This is a genomic window from Nocardiopsis endophytica (genome assembly GCF_027706725.1).
GTDB lineage: Bacteria > Actinomycetota > Actinomycetes > Streptosporangiales > Streptosporangiaceae > Nocardiopsis_A > Nocardiopsis_A endophytica.
This window is the reverse complement of the sequence record NZ_JAQFWQ010000155.1, coordinates 1-14311: the sequence shown is the minus strand read 5'-3', so window position 1 is coordinate 14311 and position 14311 is coordinate 1. Positions and strand designations below refer to the sequence as shown.

The window sequence follows — 14311 nt, the reverse complement described above, 5'->3', positions numbered from 1 at the left end:
CCCGGACCGCGAGGGGCCCGCCGCCCGGCAGGCAGGGCCCGGGAACCGCCCCGCTCTCTCCGTCGCCGCCCTCCACGGCGACCATCCGCGCGCGCCGTGGCCGACAGCGCCGGCGTTAACGTCGCCGACGCTGGTCGTTGTCCTCGCCCAACCCCGCCACCGCCCTCGGGATGCCGTCCCACAGGTCCGTCGCCGAGATCGCGGCGCCCTGTCTCGCCTCGACGGCCGCCCGGCCGTGGACCTGGGCCGCGCACACCGCCGCCTCGTGGGCCGGTAGGCCCGCCGCCAGGAGCGACCCCGCGATGCCCGCCAGCACGTCGCCGCTCCCGGCCGTCGCCAGCAGCGGCGTCCCGGCGGTGGCCGCCGCCACCGGGCGGCCCGGGGTCGCCACCAGGGTCGTCGACCCCTTCAGCAGCACCGTGCACCCGAACCGCTCCGCCGCCCGGCCGACGTGCTCCAGGCGGCGCGCCTCCACGTCGGCCCGGTCCGCCCCCAGCAGCCGCGCCAGCTCCCCCGCGTGCGGGGTGAGCAGGGTCGGCGCCTCCCGCCCCGACGGGTCGGCCTCCTCCCGCGCGACCAGGGTGAGCGCGTCGGCGTCCGCCAGCACCGGGACCCCCGACGCGAACACCCCCCGCAGCTCCTCCGCCGCCGGGCCGTCCGTCCCGCGCCCCGGCCCGATCACCCACGCCGCGACCCGCGCCCCCGGGTCCGCCCGGCCGACCACCGCCTCCGGCCAGCGGTCCAGCACCCGCGACGCCACGGGCTCGGCCCCCAGGTAGCGCACCATCCCCGTCCCGGTGCGCAGTGCCCCGCCCGTGCACAGCACCGCCGCCCCCGGGTAGGCCTCCGACCCGGCGGCCACCCCCAGCACACCGCGCCGGTACTTGTCGTCGTCGCGTCCTGGCCCGGGGAGCAGGGACGCGACGTCCCCGTCGTCGAAGGCCTCCAGCACCGGCTCGGGCAGGTCCGGCCCGAGTCCGATGTCGGCCAGGACGACCCGCCCCGCGTGCCCGGCCCCCGGGTCGACGAACAGGCCCGGCTTTCCGGTGCCGAAGCAGACCGTGGTGTCGGCGCGCACCGCCTCGCCCTCCACCCGTCCGGTGTCGGCGTCCACGCCGCTGGGCAGGTCGACCGCCACCACCGGCGCCCCCGCCTCCCGCGCCGACACCGCCAGGCGCGCGTGCGGCGGGCGCAGGCCGCCGCGCCCGCCGATGCCCACCAGGCCGTCGACGACCAGGTCCGCGGCGCCGATCTCCCTGTCCGCCCGCTCCGGCTCCTCGTCGGGGCGCCAGGCCCGCCCCCCGGCCGCGCGCAGCGCCGCCAAGCCCCCTTCGTGGGTCTTCGACCCGGCGAGCAGCGCACTGACCCGGGCACCGCGGCGGGCGAGGTCCGCCCCGGCGTACAGCGCGTCCCCGCCGTTGTCTCCGCTGCCGACCAGGAGCACCACCCGCGCGCCGTACACGCGCGGAAGGGTGCGCGCGCACACCACCGCCAGCGTGGCCGCCGCCCGCGCCATCAGCGCCCCGTCGGGCAGGCGCGCCATCAGCGCGCCCTCCGCCGCCCGTACGGTCTCCACCGTGTGCGCCCTGCGCATCCGCTCCTCCGTCTCACCCGTCTCCGGCCGTCTCCCGTCCGGGACCCGACCCCCAGGAGCATGCCCCGCTCGGCGCCGCCCGACCCCGCGAGGGCCTGTCACCGGGCACCGGACACGGCTGATTTACTTGCCTGAAGGCCCGCGAAACCGAGCACCACGGGACGGCACAGGACACACCCGCATGACCTCGACCGATGAACGCACCGCGACCGGCGACGCGCTCGCCGAACGCGTCACCCACCTGCAGAACGCCATGCACAAGCTCGGCGCGGACGTCATCCGCCTGCAGACGCAGCTCGCCGACGTGGCCGCGGCCCGCCCCGAGGAGGAGCCGGACCCGGGCGAGGCGCCCGCGCCGTTCATCTTCAACATGTCCCGGGAGGCCTACAAGGCCGAGCTGGCCGCCCTGGTCCGCTGGGTGGACGGCTTCCTGGTCCCGGTCTACGTCGGCGACGCCGCCGCCTGGTGCCCCGCCTGGTGGGAGCACCACGAGGCGGTCGGCCGCCTGCACGCGCTGCGCCTGGCCTACACCGAGCTGGCCGACACCGCCTCCGCCGGGGCGTCCGGTCCGGCCCGCTGGCACGCCGAGCACCTCGACCCGCTGCTGGCCCGGCTGCTCGCCGACGACGGCCCGTTCTCCGGCTGCCTGGGCGGGGCCGGGCACGTGGAGCGCCGGCGGCCCGCGCCCCGGGCGGCCGCCCTACAGGCGGATCAGGTGCGGGACGAAGGATGACGTGTCGTCGGTGATGAGGTTCGCGGTCTCCCGGATGCCCAGGCCCGCCGACCCCTCGCCGACCACCCAGGCCCCCAGCACCGGGTGCTGCCCCTCGAAGGACGGCAGCGGCGCGAACTCCTGGTAGACGTACCCCTCGGCCCCGTAGTCGCCGGGCCTGCGCTCCAGCTCGCCGCCGGGCACGGTGATGGCCATGCTCGCCCCCTCCCGCCCCAGCAGCGGCTTGGCGACGTAGGCGTCCATGCCGCCGGGGTCGCCCAGCCGCGCGGGCAGCAGGTTGGGGTGCCCCGGGTACATCTCCCACAGCACCGCCAGCAGGGCCTTGTTGGACAGCACCATCTTCCACACCGGCTCCACCCACGCGGTGGTGTCCAGGTTCTGCAGCACCAGCGCCCCGAACCGGTCGTGGATCAGCCACTCCCAGGGGTACAGCTTGAACGCCGACCGGATGCGCTGCTCGTCCAGGTCGACGAAGGCCTGCTCCCCTTGGTGCCAGCCCACGTCCTCCAGGGCGGTCTCGCGGGTGGCCAGCCCCGCGGCGCGCGCCGTCTCCTCCAGGTAGGCGGTGGTGAGCGCCTCCTCGCCGGTCTCGTCCTCGCTGGTCCAGGCGAAGTGCACCCGCTCCCCCGGCAGCCGCGGCGCGATCCGCGCCCAGCGCTCCACCAGCCGCTCGTGCACCGAGTTCCACTGGTCCTGGCCGGGGTGGACGTCCTGCATCCAGTGCCACTGCACGACGGCGGCCTCCACCAGGGCGGTGGGGGTGTCGGCGTTGTACTCCAGCAGCTTGGCGGGGCCGCTCCCGTCGTAGACGAGGTCGAAGCGCCCGTACAGGTAGGGGTCGCCGCGCCGCCACGAGTCCCGGATGAACGGCGCCGCCCAGTCGGGGATGCCGAAGTCGGCGTACCGCTTCTCGGCGACGACGTACTCCACCGCCTCCAGGCACATGCGGTGCAGCTCCTCGACGGTCCGCTCGAGCGCGAGGACCTCCTCCATCGCGAACTCGTAGTGCACCGACTCGTCCCAGTAGGGCCGGGTCAGGTGCTCGGGGTGCACCGAGACGTGGAACCCGAGCCCCTGCTCCTCGACGATGTCGGGCCAGCCCGGCCGCACCGGGTTTCCGCTGCTCCTCTTCACCTGCGCCCCCTCAGCTGCCGCTGCCGCCGCGGCCGCCCATGCCGCCGCGCTGGATGACCCGCCCGCTCTCGGTGACCACGCGCGCGTCGGAGGGCCGGGTGGTGGTCCCGCCGCTGACGCGCCCGTTGCCGGCGGTGCCGCCGTAGTAGAAGAAGTAGCCGCCGGTGCGGGCGCCGCCGCCGCTGCTGTTGCCGCTGCTGGAGGAGTCGTCGCACCGGTCCTCGTCGACGACCCGGTACGACCCGTCCGACCGCCGGTCCTTGTCCACGCACCGCGCGGTCACCGTGTCGGGGCTGCCGCACCCGGCCACGGCCAGCGACAGCGCGCTCAGCGCGCTGACGACCACCGTCGCCGAGCTCTTGCGCCCGGTGGTCCGGAAGCTCCCTCGGTCCTGCTCATCCTGGGGGATCATGCTCTGTGGGCCCCTTTCCGCTCGTCTCCCATCCCCGTGGGACGCGGCGCACGGCGGCGGCGTTCCTCATCGGAAGGGGCCGAAAACGGCCAGAAGGCCCGAACCGCAGGGGCTCAGGTCTTGCGCAGGCGCACCCGCCGCACCCGGTGGTCGGGCCCCTTGTGCAGGACCAGGGTGGCCCGCGCCCTGGTGGGCTGGATGTTCTCCACCAGGTTGACCTCGTTGATGCTGCGCCAGGTGTTCATCGCGAACTCCTTGGCGCGCTCCTCGCCGACCGTGGTGGCCATGGCGTGGAAGTAGGAGCGGGGGTCGGAGAAGGCGGTGCGCCGCAGCTCCAGGAACCGGTCCAGGTACCAGGCGCGGATGTGCTCGGGCTTGGCGTCGACGTAGATGGAGAAGTCGAAGAAGTCCGAGACCGCCAGGTGCCCGGCCAGCGGGGGCTGCAGCACGTTGATGCCCTCCACCACGAGGATGTCGGGCCGGTGCACGGTCTGCACCGCGCCGGGGACGATGTCGTAGTGCAGGTGCGAGTAGAGGGGGATGTCCTTGGCGGGCGCCCCGGCCTTCATCTCCTGCACGAAGCGGACCAGGGCCCGCCGGTCGTAGCTCTCCGGGAACCCCTTGCGGTTCATGATCCCGCGCTCCTGCAGGACGCGGTTGGGGTAGAGGAAGTTGTCGGTGCTGACCAGCTCAACGTCGGGGTGGTCGGGCCACTGGGCGAGCAGGGCGCGCAGCAGCCGGGCGGCGGTGGACTTGCCCACCGCCACGCTCCCGGCCACGCCGATCACGAAGGGCACGGGCCGGTCGTCCTCGCCGAGGAACGCCCGCACCGCGCCGTGGCGCTGCCGGGTGGCCTTGACGTACAGGTTGAGCAGCCGGGAGAGGGGCAGGTAGATGTCCCTGACCTCGTCCAGCGACGTCGGGTCGGAGGTACCGCGCAGCACCTCCAGCTCGGCTTCGGTCAGGGACAGCGGGGTGGCGTCGCGCAGCGCCGCCCACCCGTCGCGGTCCAGCTCCACGTACGGCGTCGAGAAGCCGTTCTTCGTCGCTTGTGACACGTCTGCCCACTTTAGATGAGCCCTGCCCGGGTCCGGCCGACCGGGGCGGGCCGGGCGCGCGCCGCGCGGCCCCGCCGGCCCCCTCCGGGTCGGCGCGCCGGATCCGGCCGTGTCTTTTTTGAGTGCTTCGCCACGCGGCGCGCGGCGCCCACTCGGCACCCGCCCGGGTGCCCCCACCTGCGCCTCCTCACCGCCAGGTGCCAACTGGTCTATACCGCTACCTGCGAAAACGGCCAGTGGTCCACTCTCGGAACGGGCGAAAAGCGCTCCCGGCTGAACTACTCTGACGGCCATGTGCGGAATCGTTGGCTACGTCGGGCCGCAACCGGCGCTACAGGTCGTGGTGGACGGCCTCGCCAGGCTGGAGTACCGCGGATACGACTCCGCGGGCATCGCCGTGCTCAGCGGCGGCCGCCTGCAGACCGAGAAGCGGGCCGGCAAGCTCGCCAACCTGCGCGAGGCGCTGGAGGCGGCGCCCCCGGAGGCGGACGGCATCGGCATCGGGCACACCCGCTGGGCCACCCACGGGGCGCCGACCGACGTCAACGCCCACCCGCACGTGGACAACGACCGGCGGGTCGCGGTCATCCACAACGGGATCATCGAGAACTTCGCCGCCCTGCGGGTCGAGCTGGAGGAGCGCGGCTGCAAGTTCTCCTCCGAGACCGACACCGAGGTCGCCGCCCACCTGCTCGGCGAGGAGCTCAAGGACCGCGGCGACGGCGACCTGGCCGCCGCGATGCGCTCGGTGTGCCGCCGCCTGGAGGGCGCGTTCACCCTGGTGGCCACGGCGGTGGACGACCCCGGCCTGATCGTGGCCGCGCGCCGCAACTCCCCCCTGGTGGTCGGCCGCGGCGACGGCGAGAACTTCCTGGCCAGCGACGTGGCCGCGTTCATCGCGCACACCCGCGACGCGATCGAGCTGGGCCAGGACCAGGTGGTCGAGCTGCGCGCGGAGGAGGTGCGCGTCACCGACTACGACGGCCGCCCCGCGCCGGTGCGCGAGTACCACGTGGACTGGGACGCCTCGGCCGCCGAGAAGGGCGGCTACGAGTACTTCATGCTCAAGGAGATCGTCGAGCAGCCCCGGGCGCTCGCCGACACCCTGCTGGGCCGGGTCGCCGCCGACGGCACCCTCACCCTGGACGAGATGCGGCTCACCCCCGCCGACCTGCGCGAGATCTCCAAGATCGTGATCATCGCCTGCGGCACCTCCTACCACGCGGGGATGATCGCCAAGTACGCGGTCGAGCACTGGTGCCGGATCCCCTGCGAGGTGGAGGTCGCCAGCGAGTTCCGCTACCGCGACCCGATCCTGGACCACCGGACCCTGGTGATCGCCATCTCCCAGTCCGGGGAGAGCATGGACACCCTGATGGCGGTGCGCTACGCCCGCGAGCAGGGCGCCCGGGTGCTGGCCATCTGCAACGTCAACGGCTCCACCATCCCCCGCGAGTCCGACGCGGTGCTCTACACCCACGCCGGCCCGGAGGTCGGGGTGGCCGCCACCAAGACCTTCCTCACCCAGCTCGCCGCCTGCTACCTGGTGGGCCTGTACCTGGCGCAGGTGCGCGGGCACAAGTTCGGCGACGAGATCAACACCGTCATCGGCCAGCTCGCGCACATGCCCGAGCAGGTGGAGAAGGTGCTGGACACCGTCGACCCGGTGCGCGCGCTCGCCCGCTCGCTCGCCGACGCCGACACGGTGCTGTTCCTGGGCCGCCACGTGGGCTACCCGGTGGCCATGGAGGGCGCGCTCAAGCTCAAGGAGCTCGCCTACATGCACGCCGAGGCGTTCGCCGCCGGCGAGCTCAAGCACGGCCCGATCGCGCTGATCGAGGACGGGCTCCCGGTGGTCGTGGTGGTGCCCTCCCGCGAGGGCCGGAGCGTGCTGCACGACAAGATCGTCAGCAACATCCAGGAGATCCGCGCCCGCGGCGCCCGCACCGTGGTGATCGCCGAGGAGGGCGACGAGGCCGTGCGCCCGTTCGCCGACGAGCTGGTGGAGATCCCGGCGGTGCCCACGCTCCTGCAGCCGATCGTCTCCACGGTGCCGCTGCAGGTGTTCGCCTGCGAGCTGGCGCTGGCCAAGGGCAACGACGTGGACCAGCCCCGCAACCTGGCCAAGAGCGTCACCGTCGAGTAGCGCCCGTCCCGGCTGTGCCGTCCGTGCCGCGCGTGCCGCCGCGCGGCCGGACGGGGCCATGTGCGGCCAGTGCCCGAAGGGGCCGGTTGGCCACGGGCGGTGAGGGGTACTTGGGGATGCGTGTGCGGGTCCGCCCCGCGCGCATCCCCCGAACCCGAGACGAACAGGACCGCCCATGCGAGTGCGAAGAGGCGCCGCCATGGCGGCCGCCTTCCTGACCGCCCTGGTCCCGGCGACCGCTGCCGCCGCCGACCCCGGCGGCGGGATCGGCGACCCGTACTTCCCCTCCTACGGCAACTCCGGTTACGACGTCGACCACTACGACCTGCGCCTGGACTACAAGCCGGACACCGACCGGCTCAAGGGCACGGCCACGCTGGTCGCCCGCACCACCGAGGAGCTGGACTCCTTCACCCTCGACTTCCTGCTGGACGTGGACTCGGTCCGGGTGAACGGGCGCCCCGCGGAGTTCTCCTCCGAGGGCCACAAGCTCACCGTCACCCCGAAGAAGGCGGTGGCCGAGGACCGCCAGATGACGGTCGTCGTCAAATACGCCGACACCCCCTCCACCGTGGGCTGGGGCGACGTGCCCACCGCGTGGCACCGGGGCGAGGACGGCGTGGTCGCCCTCGGCGAGCCGGAGGCCTCGTGGTGGTGGTTCCCCGCCAACGACCACCCCCGCGACAAGGCCACCTTCGACGTGCGGATCCAGGTGCCCGAGGGCTACAAGGCCGTCAGCAACGGCGTGCTCACCGGGCAGCAGACCCGCGGCGGCAAGGACATCTACCTCTGGCGCCAGGACCGCCCCGCCGCCACCTACCTCGCCACCCTGGCCGTCGGCGACTACGAGGTCCACGAGGACGAGACCGCCTCGGGCCTGCCGGTGTACAACGCCTACTCCCCCGCCCTGGGCGACCTGGCCGGCCCGGCGCGCGCCAGCATCGAGCGCGGTGCGGAGATCCTGGAATTCCAGGAGGAGAGCTTCGGCCCCTACCCGTACAACGCCCTGGGCGGCGTGGTGGCCGGGCCCGACACCGACCTCGGGTTCGCGCTGGAGACCCAGACCCGCCCGGTCTACAGCCACGCCTTCTTCGCCCGCGGCTCCAACACCTACGTGGTCGCGCACGAGCTGGCCCACCAGTGGTGGGGCGACCACGTCTCGGTCGACACCTGGCAGGACATCTGGCTGAACGAGGGCTTCGCCAGCTACGCCGAGTGGATGTGGTCGGAGAACGAGGGCGAGGGCACGGCCCAGGAGCTCGCCGAGTACACCTACGCGCAGTACCCGGCCGACAGCGACTTCTGGACGGTCCCGCCCGGCGACCCGGGGGCCGGGAACGTCTTCCACAGCGCCGTCTACGACCGGGGCGCCCTGGCCGTGCACGCGCTGCGGGTGGAGGTCGGCGACGAGGACTTCGACGCCATCCTGCGCACCTGGCAGGAGGACCGCGCGCACGGCAACGGCAACGTCGGGGAGTTCATCGCCCTGTCGGAGAAGATCTCCGGCGAGGACCTGGACGACCTGTTCGACACCTGGCTGTACACCCCCGAGCGCCCGGCCGCCGCGCCCGGCGCCGAGGGCGACGGGCCGACGACCCTCTCGGCCCCGGCCGAGCCGAAGTCCTGGGACACCATCCAGCGCAACCGCGAGCTGTTCCACGACGGGCAGCACGGCGGGCACGAGCACTAGGAGCCGACGCGGACAGGCGGGCGGACCGCAGGAGTCCGGCCCGCCGGCTCCGCGCGGGCCCTGAGGGCTCCAGCACCGGCACGGCGACACGAACGGGGCGCCCCCGCCAGGGGGCGCCCCGTTCCTCCGTCTCCGCCGTCGCCGGGCGGGTCAGCCCAGGCGCTCGCGCACCGTCTCCGCCAGGGCCTCGGCCACCTCGGCCGCCCGGTCCTGGGACGGGGCCTCCACCATGACGCGCACCATCGGCTCGGTGCCGCTGGGGCGCAGCAGCACCCGGCCCTCGCCGCCGAGGTCGGACTCGGCGCGGGCGACCGCCGCGGCCACGCCCTCGTCGGTGCCGGCCCGGTTCTTGTCCACGCCGCGCACGTTCACCAGCACCTGCGGCAGCCGCACCATCGCCTTGGCCAGCTCGCCCAGGGCCAGCCCGCGGCGGCTCACCGCCCCCAGCAGCTGCATCCCGGTCAGCAGGCCGTCGCCGGTGGTCGCGTGCTCCAGCAGCACCACGTGCCCGGACTGCTCGCCGCCCAGCGAGTAGGAGCCCTCGCGCATGGCCTCCAGCACGTACCGGTCGCCGACCGGCGTCTCCACCACCGCGATCCCGGCCTGGGCCATGGCCTGCTTCAGGCCCAGGTTGCTCATCACCGTCACCACCAGGGTGGACTCCGCCAGGCGCCCGGCCTCCTGCAGCTCCAGCGCCAGGATGGCCATGATCTGGTCGCCGTCGACGACCGAGCCGTCCCCGGCCACGGCCAGGCAGCGGTCGGCGTCGCCGTCGTGCGCCAGCCCGGCGTCGGCGCCGTGCTCGACCACCGCGGCGCGCAGCGCCTCCAGGTGGGTGGAGCCGCACCCGGCGTTGATGTTCAGCCCGTCCGGCCGGTCGCCGATGGTGACGACCTCGGCCCCGGCCCGGCGCAGCGCCTCCGGCGCCACCGCGCTGGCCGCGCCGTTGGCGCAGTCCACCACGACCTTGAGGCCGTCCAGGCGGTTGGGCATCGCGGACAGCACGTGCGCGATGTAGCGCTCAGCGCCGTCCCCGGCGTCGCTCACCCGGCCCACGCCCTCGCCCACCGCGCCCTCGGCGGGCTCCTCCAGGGCCGCCTCGATCTCGTCCTCCACCGCGTCGGGCAGCTTCTGCCCGCCCCGGCCGAAGAACTTGATCCCGTTGTCCGGGGCGGGGTTGTGGCTCGCCGAGAGCATCACGCCGAAGTCGGCGCCGAGCTCACCGGTCAGGTGGGCCACCGCCGGGGTGGGCAGCACCCCCAGCCGGACCACGTCCACCCCGGCCCCGGCCAGGCCGGCCACCACGGCGGCCTCCAGGAACTCCCCGGAGGCGCGGGGGTCGCGCCCGACCACCGCGGTGGGCCGGCGGTCGGGGCCGGCCCCGCGGCCCAGGACGCGCGCGGCGGCGGCGGACAGATCCAGTGCGAGGCCGGCGGTCAGATCGCGCCCGGCGACCCCCCGCACCCCGTCGGTACCGAACAAGCGAGCCACAGCGAATAGCCCCTTCAATCGAAGCGGAAAAGGGTCAGGGAGAGGGGATGCCGCCGACGGGAGCCGGGAAACAGCGATGGCCCGCACTGGCCACCCCGCATGGACGGGGGACCGGCGGGCCATGGCGTGCGGCGCCCCGGGGGGGGCGCCGGTGTCCTCGGCTGCGCGTCAGCGCTTGGAGAACTGCGGGGCCTTGCGGGCCTTCTTCAGACCGGCCTTCTTGCGCTCCACCTCGCGGGCGTCGCGGGTCAGGAACCCGGCCTTCTTCAGCGACGGGCGGTTGTTCTCCGGGTCCAGCCCGGCCAGGGCGCGGGCCAGCCCGTGGCGCAGGGCGCCGGCCTGGCCGCTGGTGCCGCCGCCGTCCAGGCGGGCGAACACGTCGTAGGCGCCCTCGAACCCGAGGCTGACCAGCGGCTCCTTGATCTCCTGCTGGTGCACCTTGTCGGGGAAGTAGACCTCGAGCGGCTTGCCGTTGATCTTCCACTCCCCGGCCCCGGGGGTGATGCGCACGCGCGCCACGGCCTGCTTGCGGCGGCCGGTGCCGGCGCCCGGGCCGGAAGCCGTGGGGACATAGGCCGCGTCGGGCGCCTCGGGCGACTCGGTGGTGTACTCGGCCGGGAACTCCTCGCTCCCGTCCAGCTCCTGGGTGACGTCTTCGATGCCGGTGGGCTCGACCACGGTTCTCCTCGTACTTCCTGTTGGCTCTCGCGAACGCCTAGGCGGGCTGCTCGATCTTGCTGATCTCGAAAGGCACCGGCTGCTGCGCCTGGTGCGGGTGCTCCGGCCCGGCGTAGACCTTCAGCTTCTTGGCCATCTGGCGGCCGAGAGAGCCCTTCGGGAGCATGCCCTTCACGGCCTTCTCCACGGCGCGGTCGGGGCGCTTCTCGAGAAGCTCGGCATAGCTCACGCTGCGCAGACCGCCCGGGTAGCCGGAGTGCCGGTACGCGCGCTTCTGCTCGCGCTTGCGACCCGTCAGCGCCACCTTGTCGGCGTTCACGACGATCACGAAGTCGCCCGTGTCGATGTGCGGCGCGTAGTAGGTCTTGTGCTTGCCTCGGAGCAGCGTTGCGACGTGGCTGGCCAGCCGGCCGAGCACGACATCGCTTGCGTCGATGACGTGCCACTGACGCTGGACATCGCTGGGCTTGGGGCTGTATGTGCGCACGATCGTAAGCCTTCGTCTCTGTCGGCGTGGTCCGTACCCTCCTGCGCGAAGGGCCGGGGACTTATTCCTGGGCCGGCCGCCTCGGGCGGGACCCGGGCGTTCCGGTGTTGAGTGCGCGGACGATGATGCGTGATCGGCGCCCGGCGACGACTCGCGGGAACCCACGGCAACTCAACGCACAACGACGGAGTATCCTATCGGCATACGACACCGCAGGTCAAAACGGCCTGTGGCTGCACCGGACCCGGTCCGGCGGCCCGCCTACCGTGACTACTCCTTCTCTCATTATGCCCCGCCGCGGGAGTGCTCGGAACGCGGCCGCGCGCGACGGCCCGGCGGCGGGTGCGGGAGCACCGGCCCGGCGCGGGCGCTAAAGTCGGCGGTGAGCCTATCGTTCCCGCGCGCCGAACGCACCGGCGACGCGCCCGGCACCGCCGATCGCCGCCCGTGCCGACTCCGCCCGCCCCCCTGGGGCCGCGCCCCCGCCCCACCGGGCCCGCGGCCCTCCCTTTTCCCGGACGCCCACGGAGGAGTCCCATCTCACCGCATCCGAACGAGCCCAGCGACGGCCGCCCCGGCCCCGGAGACGGCGCGCCCGGGCGACAGGAGCCCGACATGAACCAGGAGCCGACCACCCCCGGCCCGCAACAGGGGGCGCGCCCGCAGGGGCCGCCGCCCCCGCCGCCCAACGGCGCACAGGGCCCCGCGCAGGGCCCGCCCCAGGGCCCGCCCCCGGGAGCGCCGCGTGCGCTGCCTCCGGGCGCGCCCGGGGCTCCGGGAGCCCCCGGCCCCGGCGGCCCCACCGGCGGGCAGCGCCCGCTGCCGCCGCCTCCCGGCGCCCAGCGCCCGGGCCTGCCTCCCGGTGCACCGAACAGCGGCCCGCAGGCCCCCCAGGGCCCACGTCCCCCGCAAGGAGCGCCCCAGGGTCCGCCCCCGCCGCCCGGTGCGCCGAGGCCTCCCCAGGGAGCTCCGCAGGGACCGCCGCAGGGAGCACCCCAGGGGGCGCCGCCCGGGGGACGCCCGCAGGGTCCGCCCCCGCCGCCCGGCGCTCCGGGGCCGCAGGGCCGTCGGCCGCAGGGGCCTCCCCCGCCTCCGGGGGCGCGGCCGGGGCCGCAGCAGGGGCCGCCCCAGGGCGCACCGCAGGGTCCTCCTCAGGGGCCTCCGCCCGGTGGTCCGCAGGGGCCTCCCCCCGGCGGCCCCCACGGGCAGCGTCCAGGCCCTCCGCCCGGTGGGCCGTCCGGTCCGCCGCCTCCGGGCGCCGGGGCGCCGCACGCCCCCGCCCCGAACGGCCCGCCGCAGCCGCCCGGGCCGCCGCAGGACCCCGCCGCCCCGCTCCAGGGGCGCGTGGTCGGCCCCGGGCAGGTGCCGCACGCCGATGACGAGCCCCTGGTCATCGACGACGAGGCGACGCAGACCATCGGCGCCGTCCCCGCCGACGACGCGGCGATGCCCGGTGCGCCCGGTGCGCCCGGCGCCCCCGGGCCCTCCGGCGAGTACGGCGGGCGCCCGATGTTCCGCGACGAGTCGCCGAACCCGGGCGGCACCACCGCCGAGATCGACCTGTCCGAGATGGAGGACCTGGACTCCCCGCGCGGCCGGGGCCGCCGCGGCGCCGGGATGCGCGGCGGGGCGACCACCAAGATCCTGGCCGGGGTGGGATTCCTCGCCCTGCTCGGCGCCGCCGGGACGGCCGCGTTCCTGCTGGCCGGGAACGGGGCCTCGGACGGCGGCGACGGGTCGGGGGGCGGGGCCCAGGCGGCCGAGGCCCCCGCGGACCCGCAGCGGCTGGAGTCGGGCGGCCTGTTCCCCGAGACCCTTGAGGTCGGCGGGCAGGAGTACACGCTGGCGCTCGTCGACGACACCGACGACTGCGCCACGGTCGGGCGCGGCGCCTACGGCGCCGCCCTCGACGAGGCCGGGTGCCGCCAGGTCATCCGCGCGACCTACGTCTCCGACGCCGGGGAGACCGCCGTCACCGCCGGGGTCGCCGCGCTGGGGTCGCCGGACGACGCCGGGGCCGCGCTCAAGGCCCAGGACCTGGAGGCGGGCGACTGGTTCGCCGGGCTGAAGGGCACCGACGGCAGCGGCGCCGAGGGGATGGACACCGCCCCCGGCATCGGCTCCGGCGGGCAGTGGGGGCCGTACCTGCTGTTCTCGTACGCGGCCAACGCCGACGGCACGCCGCCCGGCGACGGCTCGGACCTGGAGGACGTCGCCCCCGGGTTCGTCGAGTCCACCCTGGGCTCCCTCGCCGACCAGGTCGGCTGAGGCCCACGCAGCACGGCCCCGGCGGTCCCCACCGCCGGGGCCGTTCTCGTTAGCCCCTCCGCGATGATCTCGACAGGGGTGCTGTCAAAACCGCCGGAATGACAGCACCCCTGTCGAGATCATCGCCGGGCAGGGGCGCACCGGGGCTGCGGACGCCACGAACGCGGGCGGGCATGCGCCCACCTGGTCGCGCCGCCCGGGCCGCGAGGGGCCTGTCGGACGGCAGGCAGGGTCTGGGAACCGAACCGCTCTCTCCATCGCCGCCCATGACGGCGACCACGCACACGCCGCACGCCCGACAGCGCTCCAGCACGGGCCGCGGACCTCCGTCGTCGCTGCCCGCCACCGGACACCCAACCGACCCGCCGCCCGGCCGGAGCCCATGAGCGGGGTACCAGCCCAGCCGCCCACCGACCCGGACCGCCCATGCCGCGAAGACCCGAGGCCGCACCGGCAGGGGCGATCCCCCCAAGAGCCGGCACGGATAGGCGGTCGGACCGCAGGGGCCCGGCCCCGCCGACCACCGCCCCCACCTCGTTGATCTCGGGAAAAGCGCCCCAAAAAGCGGCGGTGGTTTCTAGTGTTCAGTGCAACTTGTGTAGATGCGCTGGACGCTAGGA

11 protein-coding genes are annotated in these 14311 nt (G+C 74.9%); 4 read left to right on the top strand and 7 right to left on the bottom strand.

Annotated elements, in window-relative coordinates; genetic code table 11:
• Positions 1-115: 115 nt before the first annotated feature.
• The gene (locus tag O4J56_RS30205; RefSeq protein ID WP_270690522.1) at positions 116-1594 is read right to left on the bottom strand and encodes an NAD(P)H-hydrate dehydratase; all 1479 of its coding nucleotides are present in this window, start codon (positions 1592-1594) and stop codon (positions 116-118) included.
• A gap of 181 nt (positions 1595-1775) precedes the next feature.
• Here O4J56_RS30205 and O4J56_RS30200 point away from each other — a divergent pair, with 181 nt between their 5' ends.
• Positions 1776-2327, top strand: coding sequence for a DUF4913 domain-containing protein (locus tag O4J56_RS30200; RefSeq protein ID WP_270690520.1), 552 nt, complete (start codon positions 1776-1778; stop codon positions 2325-2327).
• Here O4J56_RS30200 and O4J56_RS30195 read toward each other — a convergent pair.
• The 3 genes from O4J56_RS30195 to coaA all read right to left on the bottom strand — a co-directional run bounded on the left by O4J56_RS30195 (position 2295) and on the right by coaA (position 4892).
• Complete coding sequence (locus O4J56_RS30195; protein ID WP_270690519.1) at positions 2295-3461, bottom strand: glutathionylspermidine synthase family protein; 1167 nt, start codon at positions 3459-3461, stop codon at positions 2295-2297. The genes O4J56_RS30200 and O4J56_RS30195 overlap by 33 nt on opposite strands.
• Positions 3462-3471: 10 nt before the next feature.
• The gene (locus tag O4J56_RS30190) at positions 3472-3873 is read right to left on the bottom strand and encodes a hypothetical protein (protein WP_270690517.1); all 402 of its coding nucleotides are present in this window, start codon (positions 3871-3873) and stop codon (positions 3472-3474) included.
• A gap of 113 nt (positions 3874-3986) precedes the next feature.
• On the bottom strand, positions 3987-4892 hold the full coding sequence (coaA, locus tag O4J56_RS30185) for a type I pantothenate kinase (RefSeq protein ID WP_270690523.1): 906 nt from the start codon (positions 4890-4892) through the stop codon (positions 3987-3989).
• A gap of 331 nt (positions 4893-5223) precedes the next feature.
• Here coaA and glmS point away from each other — a divergent pair, with 331 nt between their 5' ends.
• Both glmS and O4J56_RS30175 read left to right on the top strand, forming a co-directional pair.
• On the top strand, positions 5224-7077 hold the full coding sequence (gene glmS / locus O4J56_RS30180) for a glutamine--fructose-6-phosphate transaminase (isomerizing) (RefSeq protein WP_270690516.1): 1854 nt from the start codon (positions 5224-5226) through the stop codon (positions 7075-7077).
• A 175-nt stretch (positions 7078-7252) separates the two neighbouring features.
• Positions 7253-8767 (top strand): M1 family metallopeptidase, encoded by a 1515-nt coding sequence (locus O4J56_RS30175; protein ID WP_270690515.1) that lies wholly within the window; start codon positions 7253-7255, stop codon positions 8765-8767.
• A gap of 150 nt (positions 8768-8917) precedes the next feature.
• Here the strand turns inward: O4J56_RS30175 and glmM are convergent, their stop codons facing one another.
• From glmM to rplM, 3 genes are all read right to left on the bottom strand, one after another.
• Entirely contained in the window at positions 8918-10258 is a 1341-nt protein-coding gene (glmM, locus tag O4J56_RS30170; RefSeq protein ID WP_270690514.1) for a phosphoglucosamine mutase, read from the bottom strand.
• Positions 10259-10426: 168 nt separating this feature from the next.
• Positions 10427-10936, bottom strand: a complete 510-nt coding sequence (gene rpsI, locus O4J56_RS30165) for a 30S ribosomal protein S9 (protein ID WP_270690513.1) — start codon at positions 10934-10936, stop codon at positions 10427-10429.
• Between the two features lie 37 nt (positions 10937-10973).
• Positions 10974-11423: a 50S ribosomal protein L13 gene (gene rplM / locus O4J56_RS30160; RefSeq protein ID WP_270681433.1), complete on the bottom strand. Its 450-nt coding sequence runs from the start codon at positions 11421-11423 to the stop codon at positions 10974-10976.
• 1344 nt (positions 11424-12767) lie between these two features.
• Here rplM and O4J56_RS30155 point away from each other — a divergent pair.
• A complete protein-coding gene (locus O4J56_RS30155; protein WP_270690512.1) occupies positions 12768-13691 on the top strand; it encodes a hypothetical protein in 924 nt (307 codons plus the stop codon).
• Positions 13692-14311 lie beyond the last annotated feature (620 nt).

Bases quoted from the DNA above. Each gene is read 5' to 3' on its own strand.
- O4J56_RS30205 (WP_270690522.1), bottom strand. From the start codon at position 1,594: ATGCGCAGGGCGCACACGGTGGAGACCGTACGGGCGGCGGAGGGCGCG.
- O4J56_RS30200 (WP_270690520.1), top strand. From the start codon at position 1,776: ATGACCTCGACCGATGAACGCACCGCGACCGGCGACGCGCTCGCCGAA.
- O4J56_RS30190 (WP_270690517.1), bottom strand. From the start codon at position 3,873: ATGATCCCCCAGGATGAGCAGGACCGAGGGAGCTTCCGGACCACCGGG.
- glmS (WP_270690516.1), top strand. From the start codon at position 5,224: ATGTGCGGAATCGTTGGCTACGTCGGGCCGCAACCGGCGCTACAGGTC.
- O4J56_RS30175 (WP_270690515.1), top strand. From the start codon at position 7,253: ATGCGAGTGCGAAGAGGCGCCGCCATGGCGGCCGCCTTCCTGACCGCC.